Source organism: Pseudomonas sp. MWU12-2345, assembly GCF_023242385.1.
Taxonomy (GTDB): domain Bacteria; phylum Pseudomonadota; class Gammaproteobacteria; order Pseudomonadales; family Pseudomonadaceae; genus Aquipseudomonas; species Aquipseudomonas gingeri_D.
Genome location: NZ_JALLJA010000011.1, coordinates 188,070 through 204,665, shown reverse-complemented (window position 1 = coordinate 204,665; position 16,596 = coordinate 188,070). Strand labels below are relative to the sequence as shown.

The 16,596-nt window shown below is 62.8% G+C and carries 15 protein-coding genes; 11 read left to right on the top strand and 4 right to left on the bottom strand.

Annotated features, from left to right (window positions below; translation table 11 throughout):
- Positions 1-166: 166 nt before the first annotated feature.
- From M5C71_RS21675 to M5C71_RS21630, 10 genes are all read left to right on the top strand, one after another.
- Complete coding sequence (locus tag M5C71_RS21675) at positions 167-460, top strand: DUF3077 domain-containing protein (RefSeq protein ID WP_248768688.1); 294 nt, start codon at positions 167-169, stop codon at positions 458-460.
- A gap of 307 nt (positions 461-767) precedes the next feature.
- Positions 768-2,075: a CitMHS family transporter gene (locus M5C71_RS21670; RefSeq protein WP_248768687.1), complete on the top strand. Its 1,308-nt coding sequence runs from the start codon at positions 768-770 to the stop codon at positions 2,073-2,075.
- A gap of 90 nt (positions 2,076-2,165) precedes the next feature.
- Positions 2,166-2,933 (top strand): TerC family protein, encoded by a 768-nt coding sequence (locus M5C71_RS21665; RefSeq protein ID WP_103496292.1) that lies wholly within the window; start codon positions 2,166-2,168, stop codon positions 2,931-2,933.
- A 204-nt stretch (positions 2,934-3,137) separates the two neighbouring features.
- Positions 3,138-4,796: a Na/Pi cotransporter family protein gene (locus M5C71_RS21660; RefSeq protein WP_248768686.1), complete on the top strand. Its 1,659-nt coding sequence runs from the start codon at positions 3,138-3,140 to the stop codon at positions 4,794-4,796.
- Positions 4,797-4,851: 55 nt separating this feature from the next.
- Complete coding sequence (locus M5C71_RS21655) at positions 4,852-6,228, top strand: pitrilysin family protein (protein WP_248748000.1); 1,377 nt, start codon at positions 4,852-4,854, stop codon at positions 6,226-6,228.
- A gap of 172 nt (positions 6,229-6,400) precedes the next feature.
- Complete coding sequence (locus M5C71_RS21650; protein WP_103496289.1) at positions 6,401-7,408, top strand: DUF5924 family protein; 1,008 nt, start codon at positions 6,401-6,403, stop codon at positions 7,406-7,408.
- 66 nt (positions 7,409-7,474) lie between these two features.
- Positions 7,475-8,620: an ABC transporter permease gene (locus tag M5C71_RS21645; protein WP_248768697.1), complete on the top strand. Its 1,146-nt coding sequence runs from the start codon at positions 7,475-7,477 to the stop codon at positions 8,618-8,620.
- A complete protein-coding gene (locus M5C71_RS21640) occupies positions 8,617-9,420 on the top strand; it encodes an ABC transporter ATP-binding protein (RefSeq protein WP_103496287.1) in 804 nt (267 codons plus the stop codon). The genes M5C71_RS21645 and M5C71_RS21640 overlap by 4 nt, the downstream gene beginning before the upstream one ends.
- Position 9,421: 1 nt before the next feature.
- Positions 9,422-10,360 carry an MlaD family protein gene (locus M5C71_RS21635; RefSeq protein WP_152736519.1) on the top strand — a complete coding sequence of 313 codons (939 nt, stop codon included), beginning with the start codon at positions 9,422-9,424 and terminating at the stop codon, positions 10,358-10,360.
- Positions 10,357-10,989 (top strand): ABC-type transport auxiliary lipoprotein family protein, encoded by a 633-nt coding sequence (locus M5C71_RS21630; RefSeq protein ID WP_248768685.1) that lies wholly within the window; start codon positions 10,357-10,359, stop codon positions 10,987-10,989. The genes M5C71_RS21635 and M5C71_RS21630 overlap by 4 nt, the downstream gene beginning before the upstream one ends.
- Here the strand turns inward: M5C71_RS21630 and M5C71_RS21625 are convergent, their stop codons facing one another.
- The 4 genes from M5C71_RS21625 to M5C71_RS21610 form a co-directional block, all read right to left on the bottom strand.
- Entirely contained in the window at positions 10,990-12,219 is a 1,230-nt protein-coding gene (locus M5C71_RS21625) for a spore maturation protein (RefSeq protein ID WP_248768684.1), read from the bottom strand. It lies immediately after the preceding gene.
- 175 nt (positions 12,220-12,394) lie between these two features.
- Positions 12,395-13,726, bottom strand: coding sequence for a glutamate/aspartate:proton symporter GltP (gene gltP, locus M5C71_RS21620; RefSeq protein WP_103496283.1), 1,332 nt, complete (start codon positions 13,724-13,726; stop codon positions 12,395-12,397).
- 527 nt (positions 13,727-14,253) lie between these two features.
- Entirely contained in the window at positions 14,254-14,418 is a 165-nt protein-coding gene (locus M5C71_RS21615) for a DUF1328 domain-containing protein (RefSeq protein WP_100940022.1), read from the bottom strand.
- Positions 14,419-14,508: 90 nt separating this feature from the next.
- Positions 14,509-14,790 carry a hypothetical protein gene (locus M5C71_RS21610; protein ID WP_177103876.1) on the bottom strand — a complete coding sequence of 94 codons (282 nt, stop codon included), beginning with the start codon at positions 14,788-14,790 and terminating at the stop codon, positions 14,509-14,511.
- Positions 14,791-15,239: 449 nt separating this feature from the next.
- On the opposite strand from M5C71_RS21610, the gene algB reads away from it, so the two are divergent.
- Positions 15,240-16,586 carry a sigma-54-dependent response regulator transcription factor AlgB gene (gene algB, locus M5C71_RS21605; protein ID WP_248768683.1) on the top strand — a complete coding sequence of 449 codons (1,347 nt, stop codon included), beginning with the start codon at positions 15,240-15,242 and terminating at the stop codon, positions 16,584-16,586.
- Positions 16,587-16,596 lie beyond the last annotated feature (10 nt).

The window sequence follows — 16,596 nt, the reverse complement described above, 5'->3', positions numbered from 1 at the left end:
TGTACCGCCGCGTGGGCACCTCCGTGCCTGTTGCATGGCTTTATGGCGGCTGTGCGTGGGGCACCTTCGGGTGCGCCGGGTTTCTCGTTTCCGGTCCGTCAACCTACGCACAGTTGCCACCCGTTCGTTTGACGGCGTCTGGTGGCGACCTAAAACGAGAATCTGAATGATGAAAAAGCCTACCAGCCACAAAGTCCCTTTCGGTCGCTACAACGAAACCAACGCAACACTTTTTAGTGTCAATGCCGACGTCCCCCTGATCCATCTGCTGGAAAACGCGTCCATCGCCCTCGACTGCTCTTGCGCACTAAACGAAGAGTTGGCCTATGGGGACCATCCCCATCGTCGCTCCTTGCGATGGACTGCTCTTCAGCTGGACGAAATGGCCAAGGCGCTGATCGATGCAGCAGTGCTCGGGGTGCTTGCTGATCAATCCCCAGTGGTTGAACAAACGCACTGATTACCCGAGAAATCAGGAACAGGTCGTATTACGCCGATACGACCTGCCTGTCGTCCAATTTTCAGCAACGAAAGCTGGCTGAAAGCTTGCCCCTTTAGCATCACCTCACCGCCGGCACCAGACCGGTCGGCCGTGGCGCGTCTTGAAGACGCTCGACGGCCCCTTCACAACAATAAGATGGTGATACCGATGTCCGCTACGACCCGCCTGTTCGCTGCAACTCCGTTCGTCCCTTTCGCGCCGCTCGCCCAGCACTGACCCCAGTCCCTTCGCCTTTCCCCAGCCGCGTTACGCCCGGAGCCTCCCCATGCTGACTTTCCTTGGCTTTGCCATGGTCATTACCTTCATGTACCTGATCATGACCAAGCGCCTGTCCGCGCTGATCGCCCTGATCATCGTCCCCATCGTCTTCGCCCTGTTCGGCGGTTTTGCCGCAGGCATCGGCAAGATGATGATCGACGGCATCACCAAGCTCGCGCCCACCGGCGTGATGCTGATGTTCGCCATCCTGTATTTCGCCCTGATGATCGACTCCGGCCTGTTCGACCCAGCCGTGCGCAAGATCCTCAAGCTGGTCAAGGGCGATCCGCTGAAAGTCTCGGTGGGCACCGCCGTGCTGGCCCTGGTGGTGTCCCTCGACGGGGACGGAGCCACCACCTATATGATCTGCGTCGCCGCCATGCTGCCGCTGTACAGCCGCATCGGCATGAGCCCGCGGATCATGGCCGGGCTGATCATCCTCGCCGGCGGGGTGATGAACATGACCCCCTGGGGCGGACCGACCGCTCGTGCCGCCAGCGCGCTGCACGTCGACCCCTCGGATATCTTCGTGCCGATGATCCCGGCCATGCTCGCGGGAGTGCTGGCGATCCTGGCCATCGCCTACTTCTATGGCCTGCGCGAGCGAGCACGCCTGGGCGAACTGCATGTTGTCGGCGATGAAGTCGACCACAGCGAAATCAGCGTCTCGCAATACCCGGATGCCCGCCGGCCGAAACTGATCCTGTTCAACGGCGCCCTGACCATCGCCCTGATGGGCGCGCTGATCGCCGGACTGCTGCCGTTGCCGGTGCTGTTCATGGTGGCGTTCAGTATTGCCATGATCGTCAACTACCCGTGCCTGCAACAGCAGAAGGAGCGCATCGCCGCCCACGCCGGCAGTGTGCTGGCAGTGGTCGGGCTGATCTTCGCCGCCGGGATCTTCACCGGTATCCTGTCCGGCACCGGCATGGTCGACGCCATGTCCAAGAGCCTGCTGGCGGTGATCCCGCCGGCGCTCGGCCCTTACCTGGCGCCGATTACCGCGCTGGTGAGCATGCCGTTCACCTTTTTCATGTCCAATGACGCCTTCTACTATGGCGTGCTGCCGGTACTGGCCGAAGCCGCCAGCCACTACGGCATCAGCGCGGTGGAAATGGCCCGTGCCTCGATCGTCGGCCAGCCCGTCCACCTGTTGAGCCCGCTGGTACCCTCGACCTACCTGCTGGTGGCCCTGGCCGGTATCGAGTTCGGCGATCACCAGCGCTTCACCCTCAAGTGGGCGGTGCTGGTGTGCCTGTGCATATTGCTGGCCGCCTTGTTGCTGGGGACCTTTCCGTTGTACGGCAGTCTATAAGGCAATGATTCACTGTCGTGTCGGCGCACGGACTTCAGAACCTGAAGCCTGGCGCCGATACGGCTCAAATACTCGTTCAAAGGAATAGATATGGATTGGCTGACCAACCCGGAAATCTGGGTGGCCTTTTTCACCCTGACCGCCCTGGAGATTGTCCTGGGCATCGACAACATCATCATGATCTCGATCCTGGTCAGCCGCATGCCCCGGCACATGCAGCAGCGCACACGGATCTTCGGCCTGGCCCTGGCGATGGTCACGCGGATCCTGCTGTTGCTGTCGATCACCTGGGTCATGCGCCTGACCGACGACCTGTTCGTGGTCTTCGGCCAGGGTATTTCCGGGCGTGACCTGATCCTGTTCTTCGGTGGCCTGTTCCTGCTGTGGAAAAGCTCCCAGGAGATCTACCACGGCATGGAAGGCGAGGAAGAAGCCGGCGAAGGGCCGAAAGGCAAGGGCGGCAACTTCCTCTACACCATCATCCAGATCGCCATTATCGACATCGTGTTCTCCCTCGACTCGGTGATTACCGCCGTGGGCATGGTCTCCCATGTGCCAGTGATGATCGCGGCGATCGTGGTGGCGGTACTGGTGATGATGCTGGCCTCGAAGACCATCGGCGACTTTATCGACAAGCACCCGTCGCTGAAGATGCTCGCGCTGTCGTTCCTGATCGTGGTCGGCACCGTGCTGATCGCCGAAGCCTTCGACGTGCATGTGCCCAAGGGCTATGTCTACTTCGCCATGGCCTTCTCCCTGGCGGTGGAAGCGATCAACATCAAGATGCGTACCGCTATGCAGAAAAAGAAGCAGGAACACGAAGCCGGGGAACGACACAAGGATGTGGCGGGTCAATAACCCTGAACGGTGGGGGCCGGCAACCGGTTCCCACGACGCCTCATGGAAATATGACATTTTTGTTTCAGGTCCGGCGCCGATCATGCGATGCTGGCGCTCGGCCAAATAGCCAACTACAGCTTAAGGACAAGTCGTAGAAAAAAGGCGAACCGTCACAATCCGAACTTGCCCCCATGGGGCACCCGTCATGCCAGGGGGCCGTCCATGCTGACCCTGCTCAATCTGCTTTCCGCCGTGACCCTGCTGATCTGGGGCACGCACATCGTCCGTACCGGTATCCTGCGGGTCTACGGTTCACACCTGCGCCACGTCATCGGCCGCAATATGTCCAGGCGCCCCCTGGCCTTTATCGCCGGGATCCTGGTCACCGCCATGGTCCAGAGCAGCAATGCCACCGCCATGCTGGTCACCTCCTTCGTCGGCCAGGGCCTGATGACCCTGACCCCGGCCCTGGCGGTGATGCTCGGCGCCGACGTCGGTACCGCGCTGATGGCCCGGGTCCTGACCTTCGACCTGTCCTGGCTGTCGCCGCTATTGATCTTCATCGGGGTGATCTTTTTCCTCTCGCGCAAGCAGACCCGCGCCGGCCAGCTCGGCCGCGTGGGCATCGGCCTGGGACTGATCATCCTCGCCCTGCAACTGATCGTCGAAGCCGCCGCGCCCATCACCCACGCCCAGGGGGTGAAGGTGATGTTCGCCTCCCTGACCGGCGATATCCTTCTCGATGCCCTGGTCGGCGCGCTGTTTGCCATGGTCTCCTATTCCAGTCTCGCCGCCGTGCTGCTGACCGCGACCCTGGCCGGCGCCGACGTGATCAGCCTGCCGGTGGCCATCGGCCTGGTGATCGGCGCGAACATCGGCAGCGGCGTGCTGGCCTTCCTCGGCACCAGCATGCAGAACGCCGCCGGCCGCCAGGTGGCCCTCGGCAGCCTGCTGTACAAGCTGATCGGCCTGCTGCTGATCATCCCGGCGCTGACGCCGCTGGCACACTGGCTCGATGGCCTCGAGTACAGCCCCCAGGAAATCGTGATCGGCTTCCACCTGCTCTACAACACCGCGCGCTGCGTCTTGCTGCTGCCCAGTGTCGGCCCGATGGCCCGGGTCTGTGCCTGGCTGCTGCCGGAACGGCCCGAGGTCAACGGCAAGGCCAAGCCCCGCCATCTCGACCCCGCCGCCCTCGACACACCGAGCCTGGCGCTGTCCAACGCCGTACGGGAAACCCTGCGCATCGGCGACCTGATCGACAGCATGCTCGACGCCATGCTCAATGTGCTCAACGGCAAGCAGACCGCCGTGGCCATCGAAATACGTCGTCTGTGCGACGATGTCGAGGTGCTTTGCAGCGCGGTCAAACTCTACCTGGCGCAGATGCCTCGGGAAGACCTCGGCGAACAGGACAGCCGGCGCTGGGCGGAAATCATTGAACTGGCGGTCAACCTGAAGCTGGCCGCCGACCTGATCGAGCAGATGCTGCGCAAGGTGCAGCGGCAGAAGACCTCGCAGCGCCGCTCGTTTTCCGAGGACGGCCTGGAGGAGCTCGCCGGGCTGCACCGGCAATTGATCGACAACCTGCGCCTGGGCCTCACGGTGTTCCTCGGTGCCGATCCCCAGACCGCCCGGCAACTGCTGCGGGAAAAGCGTCGTTTCCGCGCCCAGGAACGGCGCCTGGCCCACGCCCACGTCAGTCGCCTGCAGCGCGGCGTGGTGCAGAGCCTGGAAACCAGTTCGCTGCATCTGGAGCTGATTGCCGACATGAAACGCCTGAATTCGTTATTCTGCGGCAGCGCCTATGCGGTGCTGGAAACCGCCGAGACCGGCGCCCTGGCCTCGGAAGAACTCGACGACATCAGCCAATCGTCTTGAACGTCCATGGTTGCACCGTTGTCTTTGCGTAGGACCCCGCCTTCGGAAAATGGTTATGCGTTGCCTGCTGTTCGCCTGCCTGCTGCTCAATACCCTGCACGCCGCCGCCCTCGATCGCTTCCAGGTCGAGGGTTATCAATTGCCCAACGGCCTGCAACTGCTGCTCAAACCCGGCAACGAACGCGGCCACGTGGCAATCCGCCTGGTGGTGGGGGTCGGGTTCGACGATTTCTCCTGTGCCGACAAGGAACTGCCACACCTGCTCGAACACCTGTTGTTCAGTGGCGTCGACGCCAGCGGTGAAGGCGGCCTGGAAGAACGCATGCAGGCCCTGGGCGGCGAATGGAACGCCTACACCAGCAATGCCGACACCACCTTCGTGATCGAGGCCCCGGCCGCCAACCAGCGCAAGATTCTCGACCTGCTGCTGGAGATCCTCACCCGTACCGAGCTCAGCGACAACGCCATTGCCGCCGCCAAACAGGTGGTGGAGCGCGAGGAGGGCGGCCATTACTCGCACTTGCAGCGCTGGCTGGACCGCCAGGACTTCGGTCACAACGCCAGCAACCAGTTGGCGGTGGAGCTGGGACTCAAATGCGCCGAGCGCGCCGATGTCCAGCACCTGACCCGGGAGCAGTTGGAGGCCGTGCGCAAGAACTGGTACGCGCCGAACAATATGACCCTGATCATGGTCGGCGAGCTTGATCGCCTGCTCCCGGCCTACCTGGACCGGGCCTTCGGCGCCCTGGCGCCGATCGAGCCCAATGACCACCAGCCGCTGCCGGAAATCCATGACCAGGCCGCCGCCGCGCAACGCGACCTGCCACGCGGCTGGGTCGGCAACGGGGCGAAAATCCACTGGCTGTTTCCGGAGCCGGCCCTGGAAGGGCTGCCCGACGAAACCTTCGATCTGCTCAAGGACTATCTGGACTGGGCGCTGTATCGGCATTTGCGCCTGGACCACGGCCTGTCCTATGGGCCGTGGAGCGAACGCGAAGTGCTGGGCGGCGTCGGCTTCTTCAGCGTCAACGCCGATGTCGAACGCGATAATCTGGACGACGCCCGACAGGTGCTCGAAGCGCTCAGGGCCCGTCTGCTCAAGGACGGCCTCGACCCGGACACCTTCGCCCGCCTGCAACAAGCCGCCATTGCCCGCCAGGCCTGGGCGGTGCAGGGCAACAGTGCCCTGGCCGACTATTACTGGGGGGCGCTGGGCGACTACGAGGACGGCCATTTTGCCGACCCGGCCCAGGCCCTGCGGGCGGTGACGCTGGCGGATGCCAACCAGGCGCTGCGCCAGTTGTTCAAGCAGCCGGGCTACCTGCGGATCGAAAAACCGCTGCTCAGCGATGAACAGCTGATCGGCCTGGGCGCCGCCCTCGCGGGCTTGCTGCTGATCGGGCTGCTGGGTTGGCGGGCTTATCGACGCTAGACCGCGTTATCGTTCATCGCGAGCAAGCTTGCTCCTACAGGATTTGTGTCGTGCCCGGGCTTTGCGTACGACGCGAGTCCTGTAGGGGCATGGGGCCACCACAAACACGACTAATCGCGCCTGAAACGGTATTGTGTCGTGATCTTTCAACTGCCTGACTGTGAACTGCCGAATGCCGAACTGGACCCTGCATATCCAACGCCTCCTCGCACTGATGAAGCGTTATCCAGGGGTGATTGCGGCTTTCGGCTTCTGCTCCGGTATCGCCAGTTTCATCCTGGTTGATCGCCAGCAGAACTCCGCCAGCTGGATTGCGGTCATTCTGCTGGTGAGCTGGCTCTGGTTGATGCTGGAGAACGTCCTGACGCAGTTCTTCAGTCGCCTGTTCAAACACGATATCCCCGAGCCGCTGCTGCGCTATGCCACGCAGATGATCCACCAGCAAAGCCTGTCCTTTGTCCTGCCGTTCTTTTTCATTACCACCACCTGGAACAGCAGCCAGTTGCTGTTCACCGGGCTGCTCGGCGCGGCGGCGCTGGTCTCGATCATCGATCCGCTGTACTACAACTGGCTCTCGCCGAAACGCTGGCTGCTGCTGGGATTGCATACCCTGACGCTGTTCGCCGCGCTGCTCACCGCGCTGCCGATCATCCTGCACCTGACCACGCCCCAGAGCTACCAGCTGGCCCTGGGCATCGCCATGCTGTTGTCGATCCCGAGCCTGGCGGTGAGCCTGCCGCTGCGCAGCTTGCGCGGCTGGTTGATGCTGATCGGCGTGACCCTGGCGATTGGCGGCGCGGGCTGGTTCCTGCGCTCGTGGGTGCCGCCGGCGACCTTGTGGATGACCGAAGTCGCGGTGACCACCGAGCTACAGGACCGCACCCCGGGTGAGGGCCTGGAGCAAGTCAGCACCCAGCAGGTGCGCAAGGATGGGCTGTATGCCTACACCTCGATCAGTGCGCCGCGCGGGCTGGACGAGCGGATCTACCACGTCTGGCAGTTCAACGGCCGCGAAGTCGACCGCATCGCCCTGGATATCCATGGCGGGCGCAAGGAAGGTTATCGCGCCTGGTCGCACAAGCAGAACTTCCCGGCCGACCCCACCGGTGACTGGCAGGTGCGAGTACTGACCGAGGGCGGCCAGATGCTCGGCGTGCTGCGCTTCAAGGTGAGCGACTAGAGATCAGGGGCCAGATCGTGCTATTACAGAGGCCAGTATCAATGTCTGTTAAGCACGGAGCTTTCAATCATTAGCGCAACGGCCGGCACCGCCCACCTGGATACCTCGAGCAGTCCCGCGCGCCTGAGGATCAGTGGTGACTGGACGCTGGCCCATTACGCCAACCTGAAGCAGCGGGCCGCCCAATTGGTCGGCCAATACGACGCCAGCACCGATATCGACCTCAATGACCTCGGCGCCCTCGACACCGCCGGCGCGTCGTTGCTGGTGGAGCTGCTGGGGGCCGATCGCCTCGGACGTTCGGCCGAACACCCGGACTGCCGCATCAGTGCCGCCGACCGGGCCCTGCTGCACACCGTGTATTGCTCCCTGGCGGATTTCTGCGAACCGGTGCGCGAACCGGAAGAAGCGGCCGGCATCCAGTTGCTCGAACGCATTGGCAAAGCCGTCGATGCCGTCTGGCAAGACACCCTGCAACTGCTCGGGTTTGTCGGCCTGATCCTGGAGACCCTGGCGCGGGGGATTTTCAACCCACGGCGCTGGCGCATGACCGCGACCGTCGCCCATATCGAACAGACCGGCCTCGACGCCGCCCCGATCGTCGCCCTGCTGACCTTCCTGGTGGGCGCCGTGGTGGCCTTTCTCGGCGCCACGGTGCTGAAAAGCTTCGGCGCCAGTATCTTCACCGTCGACCTGGTGGCCTTCTCCTTCCTCCGTGAGTTCGGCGTACTGCTCACCGCCATCCTTATGGCCGGGCGCACCGCCAGCGCCTTTACCGCGCAGATCGGCTCGATGAAGGCCAACGAGGAGATCGACGCCATTCGCACCCTCGGCCTCGATCCCATCGAATTGCTGGTGCTGCCCCGGGTCCTGGCCCTGCTGATCGCCCTGCCGATGCTGACCTTCCTGGCGATGCTCTGCGGGATTGTCGGCGGCGGCGTGGTCTGCGCCTTGTCCCTGGGGATCTCGCCGGCGATGTTCCTGTCCCTGTTGCAGGCCGATATCGGCGTCCAGCATTTCCTCGTCGGCATGGTCAAGGCGCCGATCTTCGCCTTCCTGATCGCCGCCGTCGGTTGCCTGGAAGGTTTCAAGGTCAGCGGCAGTGCCGAGTCGGTCGGCGCCCACACCACCTCCAGCGTGGTCCAGTCGATCTTTATCGTGATCGTGCTGGATGCCGTTGCCGCGTTGTTCTTCATGGAGATGGGCTGGTGAGTCGACCGCCACGGGCGCCGAGCGAGGCGGTGATCGAAGTGCGCGGGCTGTGCAATCGCTTCGGCAGCCAGAGCGTCCACGAAAACCTTGACCTGGACCTCTACCGCGGCGAAATCCTCGCCGTGGTCGGCGGCTCCGGCAGTGGCAAGTCGGTGCTGCTGCGCAGTATCGTCGGCCTGCGCAAACCCAGCGAGGGCAGCGTACGGGTGTTCGGCCAGGACCTGCGCAGCCTCTCGGAACAGGCGCGTTCCCAGGTCGAACGGCGCTTCGGTGTGCTGTTCCAGAAAGGTGCGTTGTTTTCCTCCCTGACGGTCACCGAGAACGTCGCCCTGCCGCTGATCGAACACGCCGGCCTCAGTCGGCGCGATGCCGAACACCTGGCGGCGGTCAAGCTGGCCTTGGCCGGCCTGCCGCTGTCGGCCGCCAACAAATACCCGGCCTCGCTGTCCGGCGGCATGATCAAGCGCGCCGCCTTGGCCCGCGCCCTGGCGCTGGACCCGGACATCCTGTTTCTCGACGAACCCACCGCCGGCCTCGACCCCATCGGCGCGGCGGCCTTCGACCAACTGATCCTGACCCTGCGCGATGCCCTGGGCCTGAGTGTGTTCCTGGTCACCCACGACCTCGACACGCTCTACACCATCACCGACCGGGTCGCGGTGCTGGCGCAGAAACACGTACTGGTGGCCGATGCCATCGACCGGGTCGCCGAAACCGACGACCCGTGGATTCACGAATACTTCCATGGCCCGCGTGGCCGCGCCGCATTTGACGCGGTAACCCCGCACAAGGAGGGATGAGATGGAAACCCGTGCCCATCATGTGATGATCGGCCTGTTCAGTGTGCTGGTGGTCGTGGCCGCGTTGCTGTTCGGCCTGTGGCTGGCCAAGTCCAGTGTCGACACCGCGTTCAAGGACTATGAAGTGGTGTTCAACGAGGCGGTCAGCGGCCTGTCCAAGGGCAGCCCGGTGCAATACAGCGGGATCAAGGTCGGCGACGTGCTGCAACTGAGCCTCGACCCGAAAGACCCGCGCCGGGTGCTGGCACGCATCCGCCTGGCCGGCGACACGCCGATCAAGGAGGATACCCGCGCCAAGCTGGCCCTGACCGGCATCACCGGCACCTCGCTGATCCAGCTCAGCGACGGCACGCCGCAGAGTCCCGAGCTCAAGGGCAAGGATGGCAACCTGCCGCAGATCATCGCCTCGCCGTCGCCGATCTCACGCCTGCTCAACGACAGTAACGACCTGATGAGCGGGATCAACCTGCTGCTGCACAATGCCAACGAAATGTTCTCGCAGAAAAACGTCGCCCAGGTCAGCCAGACCCTGGACAACCTCCAGCAAGCCACCGGGGCGATTGCCGGCCAGCGCGACGATATCCGCCAGACCCTGAAACAGATGACCCTGGTCAGCAAGCAGGTCAGCGCGACCCTGGAACAGACCACCGCGCTGATGCGCAACGCCAACGGCCTGCTCGACAACCAGGGCAAGCAGGCCCTTGGCAGCGCCGAACGGGCCATGCAATCCCTGGAGCAGAGCACCGCGACCATCAACACGCTGCTGAGCAAAAACCAGGACTCGGTCAACAGTGGATTACAGGGCTTGAATGAACTGGCCCCGGCGATCCGTGAACTGCGTGACACCCTCAGTTCCCTGCGCGCGATCTCCAAGCGCCTGGATGCCAACCCCAGCGGCTACTTGCTGGGCCGTGACAAGAACAAGGAATTCACCCCATGAGGCATGCCCCGCGTGTATTGAGCCAGCTTACCCTGGTTGTCGGTCTGGCCTTGAGCGGCGCCTGTTCGATCCTGCCCCAGGCGGACCCGGCGGATGTCTATCGCCTGCCGACGGCACAGAACAGTGTTCCGGCGCCCAACAGCCAGCCGGTCAACTGGTCGTTGCGCATTGCCAAGCCGATTGCCAGTGACGCCTTGAACAGCCCGAATATCGCCGTGGTGCCCCAGGGTGACCTGATCAGCCACTACAAGGCCTCACGCTGGAGCGATCCGGCACCGGTGTTGCTGCGCAACCGGATCCTCGACGCCTTCCAGCGCGACGGCCGGGTGCGTCTGCTGAGCACCGACGACAGCAACCTGCAGGCGGATTTCGAGCTGGGCGGCGAGTTGCAGGCCTTCCAGACCGAGTATCGGGGTCAGGGAGCCGAGGTGGTGATCCGCTTCGATGCGCGGCTGGTCCGTGGGATTGACCAGCGGATCCTCGCCAGCCGGCGCTTTGAAGTGCGCCAGCCGATCAACGACAAGCAGGTGCCCGGCGTGGTGGCGGGCTTCGGCCAGGCCGGCGACAAGCTGATGGCGCAGATGATCGACTGGGCGGTACGGCAGGGCGAAGCTTCGGCCAAACGCTGATCAGCCGAAGAACCAGTAGCACACCCCGATCGCCGCCAGCACCCCGGCCAGCTCGGCCAGCAAGGCGCAACCCACCGCATGCCGCGCCCGCTGGATATTCACCGCACCGAAATACACTGCCAGCACATAGAAGGTGGTTTCGGTGCTGCCCTGGATCGTCGCCGCCACCAGCGCCGGGAAGCTGTCCACGCCCTGGGTCTTCATGGTCTCGATCAACATCGCCCGCGCCGCACTGCCGGAGAACGGCTTGACCATCGCTGTCGGCAACGCATCGACAAAGCGCGTATCCCAACCGGCCCACTGCACCAGGTGACGAATGCCGTCGAGGCCGAAGTCCAGCGCCCCGGAAGCCCGCAGCACGCCAATCGCGCAGAGCATCGCCACCAGGTACGGCAACAGATTCCTGGCGACATCAAAGCCCTCTTTTGCCCCTTCGACAAAAGCCTCGTAGACCTTCACCTTGCGTAACGCGCCAATGACCAGGAACAGCATGATCAGGCCGAACAGCGTCAGGTTGCCGAGGATCGACGACAGGCTGGCCAACGCCGTGGCCGACAGCCCGGCCAGCACTGCCATGAAGCCGCCGAGCAGTAAAGCGCCGGGAATCAGGTAGGCCAGCACTACCGGGTCCCACAACCGCAGGCGCTGCATCACCGCCACCGAGAGCAGGCCGACCAGGCTTGAGGCGCAGGTGGCCAGCAGGATCGGCAGGAACACCAGGGTCGGGTCCGCCGCGCCTTGCTGGGCGCGGTACATGAAGATGGTCACCGGCAGCAGGGTCAGGGACGAGGCATTGAGCACCAGGAACAGGATCTGCGCGTTGCTCGCCACGGTCTGGCTCGGATTGAGCTCCTGCAGGGAACGCATGGCCTTGAGGCCGATGGGCGTGGCGGCGTTGTCCAGGCCCAGGGCGTTGGCCGCAAAGTTGAGGGTGATCAGGCCGATGGCCGGATGGCCGCGCGGCACGTCCGGCATCAGGCGGCTGAACAGCGGCCCCAGGGCCTTGGCCAGCCAGTCGACGATCCCGGCCTTTTCGGCGATGCGCAGAAAGCCGAGCCAGAGGGTCAGGGTGCCGAACAGCAGGACCATGACCTCCACCGAGAGCTTGGCCATGGCGAAGATGCTTTCCACCATCGCGGCGAAGATCGCGGGGTTGCCACCCACCAGCCATTGCGCCAGCGCCGAGACGGTCGCCACTACGAAAAAGCCAAGCCACAGGCCATTGAGCATCGGGAAAACTCCTTGAAGATGCGGCGAATGATAGCGGTCGGGCCAGAAACAACAAACCCCGGAAAGTCCGGGGTCTATCGATCAGCTTTGGCAGTACGCGGACCTGTAGGAGCAGAGCTTGCTCGCGAAGGGGCCAGCGAGAGCACTAGACGCTTCGCCGGCAAGCGCCATTCGATCAGCCCTTGGAAGCCTCGCCCGCCGGCAGCGGCGCCTTGCTGCGCCAGTGCGGCAGGGAGTTCCAGTAGCGCTCGCCCTTGGCATCGTCGTACATGCCTTCCCAACGGGAAATCACCAGCACCGCCAGGGCATTGCCGATCACGTTCAGCGCGGTCCGCGCCATGTCCATGACCCGGTCGACACCGGCGATAAAGGCCAGGCCTTCCAGCGGAATACCGACGCTGCCCAGGGTCGCCAGCAACACCACGAAGGACACGCCCGGTACCCCGGCAATGCCCTTGGAGGTGACCATCAGGGTCAGCACCAGCAGCAATTGCTGGCTGATGGACAGGTCGATGCCATAAAGCTGGGCAATGAAGATCGCCGCGATGCTCTGGTACAGGGTCGAGCCGTCAAGGTTGAAGGAGTAACCGGTCGGCACCACAAAACTGCAAATGGCTTTCGGCGCGCCGTAGGCTTCCATCTTCTGAATCACCCGTGGCAACACGGTTTCGGAACTGGCGGTGGAGTAGGCCAGTACCAGTTCGTCCTTGAAGATGCGCATCAGCTTGATCACCGAGAAGCCGAACAAACGGGCCACCAGGCCGAGCACGGCAAAGGCGAAGAACAGGATGGCGGCGTAGACCAGCAGCACCAGCTTGGCCAGCGGCAGCAGGGACGCGAAGCCGAAGCTGGCGACGGTCACCGCGATCAGGGCAAACACACCGATCGGCGCGTAGTTCATGATCATGTGGGTGACCTTGAACATGCTTTCCGAGACGCCCTGGAACATCTTCACCAGCGGGTCGCGCAACTCCGCCTGCAGGCTCGACAGGCCGAGGCCGAAGAGCACCGAGAAGAAGATGATCGGCAGCATTTCGCCGCGGGCCATGGCGGCAAAGATGTTCGAAGGAATCAGGTTGAGGATGGTTTCGATAAACGCATGCTCATGCTGCACTTCGGCGGCAGTGGCCTTGTACTTGGAGATGTCCACGGTGCCCAGGGTGCTCATGTCGATGCCCGAGCCCGGGTGGAACACGTTGGCCAGCAGCAGGCCGACCACAATGGCGATGGTGGTGACGATCTCGAAGTAGACGATGGTCTTGAGGCCGATGCGCCCCAGCTTCTTGGCGTCGCCGACACCGGCAATGCCGACCACCAGCGAGGAAATGACAATCGGGATAACGATCATCTTGATCAGGCGGATAAAGATATCGCCTGCCGGTTGCAGGACGTTGCCGATCCACCAGGCCTTCTCGGCGCTGAAATGGTTGAGCAGCGCACCAACTGCAATCCCCAGTACCAGACCGATAAGGATCTGCCAGGCGAGGCTGAGCTTTGCCTTCTTCATGTCGTTACCCTTGCTTCAAGTGGAGTCGGACAGAAGCCCCTCACCGTTGCACTGATGCAGGTCAGGTGATGGCAACCGTCCCCCATGGAAGGTCATCGCCCACCGGCCTGATGGCTTTTTGGCAGGCGAAAAAAGGCGCAACTATTCCCATGCAAGGGGGGGACGTCTAATGCCGTAAACGCCTACCCCATGCCGAATCGGCATGACCTTTATTCAACAATACGACCGTTTTGTCCCCCATCAACAGGACATTTCAGCCGAAAAAAGTGCCGTAGACCGGCCATTTCAAAGCATTTTTTCCTCCACGGCACGGGAATGAAGCGAGGCCAAATAAGTAGAAAACTCCTACAAATTCAATCGTAAACGGGGGGTAATCAGAGGGGTGTTTCTAGACGTACGGTCACATCGGAAAAATGCACCCGCTGAAAAGGCCACTTAATGTCAGAAAGACATAGGGTCAAAGCGGCAACCGCGGTCATGCAACGACAGGAGCGGCCGCCCGTCAGCAGGGCGGCTGTAGCTCATGGTCAGCCTCGACCACGGCGTCCGAACAGGAAGGAAACCACGAACATCACCAGGAATACGACAAAGAGGATCTTGGCGATACCCGTGGCTGTACCGGCGATGCCACCAAAGCCCAATACCGCGGCGACAATGGCAATGATCAGGAATGTGACTGCCCAGCTCAACATGGTGATTCTCCTCGACTTACAAGTGTTTGGATGCAGCCTTTACTGCCCCGGGTACTGCCCCGGGCTATCATCCGACAGCCCGGTTCTTGCCTAGAACACCCAGCGCTGCTGCAACGGCTCGTCAGGCACCTGGGCTTGATCGACCGACGTCAGGCGGTAGGCGGCGGGGTCGCTGATACTGGTAGCGGCCGCGCTGAAATGGGTTTGTTGCAGGGCATGCCCGGGCAGGCGCTGGACCTGGACACTGGCCTGGTTCCAGCGTTGGAACTGCTGGCCGGCAATCAGCGTGACCAGCAACGCCAACACGGCAAACAATCCTTGCTGCAGGTGCAGTGGCGAGAGATGGAGATGGGCGGCACGTGGGCGATTCATCCTGAAACTCCTCCGACTCAATGATGGGTGTGGCGGGGTCGGGAGAGATGAACCAGACCGACCACCGCGAATGTTCTTGAGAGGAACATTGCAGTCTGCATGCCAGCTTTTTTATTGGAAAAACATCAATAAAATCAATAAGTTATAAAATACACAAGATTGATCGACCAGCATCCTGCACGATGCCCGCCATACGGTCGTGCGTATTGCACGATGAATCCGTAGGAAATAGCCCTACCAAAAGAATAAATAGTAAGAAAATCAGTAGGAATTAGCTGAGAGCCCAACTGTCGGAAGCAAAGAGCCTAAAAAATTCCCCAAATCAGCGGGTTAGCAATCAGGGGCGCAGACCGTTACCCTGCTTGTCATAAGGTCAATCAGAAACAGCTCTCTAACGTGCCGGATATTTCCGGTAGAGACTGAAAACTTTTACTAAAGGAGCATGGGAGATGGAGTCCGCCACGGAACATCAAGGCCGTATTCTGCTGGTGGATGACGAGTCCGCCATCCTTCGCACCTTTCGCTATTGCCTGGAAGACGAGGGCTACAGCGTCGCCACGGCGAACAGCGCGGCCCAGGCCGAGGCCTTGCTGCAGCGCCAGGTTTTCGACCTGTGCTTCCTCGACCTGCGCCTTGGCGAAGACAACGGCCTCGATGTCCTGGCCCAGATGCGCATCCAGGCGCCCTGGATGCGCGTGGTGATCGTCACCGCCCACTCTGCCGTGGACACCGCGGTCGACGCCATCCAGGCCGGTGCCGCCGATTACCTGGTCAAGCCGTGCAGCCCGGACCAACTGCGCCTGGCCACGGCCAAACAGCTGGAAGTGCGGCAACTGTCGGCGCGCCTCGAGGCCCTGGAAGGCGAAGTGCGCAAGCCCAAGGACGGCCTCGACTCCCACAGCCCATCGATGATGGCGGTGCTGGAAACCGCGCGGCAGGTGGCCGGCACCGACGCGAACATCCTGATCCTCGGCGAGTCCGGGACCGGCAAGGGCGAACTGGCCCGGGCCATCCATGGCTGGAGCAAACGCGCGAAGAAATCCTGCGTGACCATCAACTGCCCGTCGCTGACCGCCGAGCTGATGGAAAGCGAGCTGTTCGGCCACAGCCGTGGGGCCTTCACCGGCGCCAGCGAAAGCACCCTGGGCCGGGTCAACCAGGCCGACGGCGGGACGCTGTTTCTCGATGAGATCGGCGATTTCCCCCTGACCCTGCAGCCCAAGCTGCTGCGCTTTATCCAGGACAAGGAATACGAACGGGTCGGCGATCCGGTGACACGACGGGCCGATGTGCGGATTCTCGCCGCGACCAACCTCAACCTCGAAGACATGGTCCGCGACGGGCGTTTTCGCGAGGACCTGCTCTATCGCCTGAACGTCATCACCCTGCACCTGCCGCCCCTGCGCGAGCGCAGCGAAGACATCCTGATGCTCGCCGATCGTTTCCTCGCCCGCTTCGTCAAGGAATACGCGCGACCAGCCCGCGGCTTCGGCGATGAGGCCCGCGAAGCCCTGCTCAACTACCGCTGGCCGGGCAATATCCGTGAGCTGCGCAACGTGGTCGAACGCGCCAGCATCATCTGTCCCCAGGAGCGCGTGGAGATCAGCCACCTGGGCATGGCCGAGCAACCGGCCAACAGCGCACCGCGCATCGGCGCCGCGCTGAGCCTGGACGAACTGGAGAAAGCCCATATCGGCGCGGTACTGGCCACCAGCGATACCCTTGACCAGGCCGCCAAGACACTGGGCATCGACGCCTCGACGCTGTACCGCAAACGCAAACAGTACAACCTGTGAGTAGCCCATC

What these genes read in the sequence shown, in the direction of transcription:
- M5C71_RS21675 (WP_248768688.1), top strand. Translation starts at nt 167, where the DNA reads ATGATGAAAAAGCCTACCAGCCACAAAGTCCCTTTCGGTCGCTACAAC.
- M5C71_RS21670 (WP_248768687.1), top strand. Translation starts at nt 768, where the DNA reads ATGCTGACTTTCCTTGGCTTTGCCATGGTCATTACCTTCATGTACCTG.
- M5C71_RS21665 (WP_103496292.1), top strand. Translation starts at nt 2,166, where the DNA reads ATGGATTGGCTGACCAACCCGGAAATCTGGGTGGCCTTTTTCACCCTG.
- M5C71_RS21660 (WP_248768686.1), top strand. Translation starts at nt 3,138, where the DNA reads ATGCTGACCCTGCTCAATCTGCTTTCCGCCGTGACCCTGCTGATCTGG.
- M5C71_RS21655 (WP_248748000.1), top strand. Translation starts at nt 4,852, where the DNA reads ATGCGTTGCCTGCTGTTCGCCTGCCTGCTGCTCAATACCCTGCACGCC.
- M5C71_RS21650 (WP_103496289.1), top strand. Translation starts at nt 6,401, where the DNA reads ATGCCGAACTGGACCCTGCATATCCAACGCCTCCTCGCACTGATGAAG.
- M5C71_RS21635 (WP_152736519.1), top strand. Translation starts at nt 9,422, where the DNA reads ATGGAAACCCGTGCCCATCATGTGATGATCGGCCTGTTCAGTGTGCTG.
- M5C71_RS21630 (WP_248768685.1), top strand. Translation starts at nt 10,357, where the DNA reads ATGAGGCATGCCCCGCGTGTATTGAGCCAGCTTACCCTGGTTGTCGGT.
- M5C71_RS21625 (WP_248768684.1), bottom strand. Translation starts at nt 12,219, where the DNA reads ATGCTCAATGGCCTGTGGCTTGGCTTTTTCGTAGTGGCGACCGTCTCG.
- gltP (WP_103496283.1), bottom strand. Translation starts at nt 13,726, where the DNA reads ATGAAGAAGGCAAAGCTCAGCCTCGCCTGGCAGATCCTTATCGGTCTG.
- M5C71_RS21615 (WP_100940022.1), bottom strand. Translation starts at nt 14,418, where the DNA reads ATGTTGAGCTGGGCAGTCACATTCCTGATCATTGCCATTGTCGCCGCG.
- M5C71_RS21610 (WP_177103876.1), bottom strand. Translation starts at nt 14,790, where the DNA reads ATGAATCGCCCACGTGCCGCCCATCTCCATCTCTCGCCACTGCACCTG.
- algB (WP_248768683.1), top strand. Translation starts at nt 15,240, where the DNA reads ATGGAGTCCGCCACGGAACATCAAGGCCGTATTCTGCTGGTGGATGAC.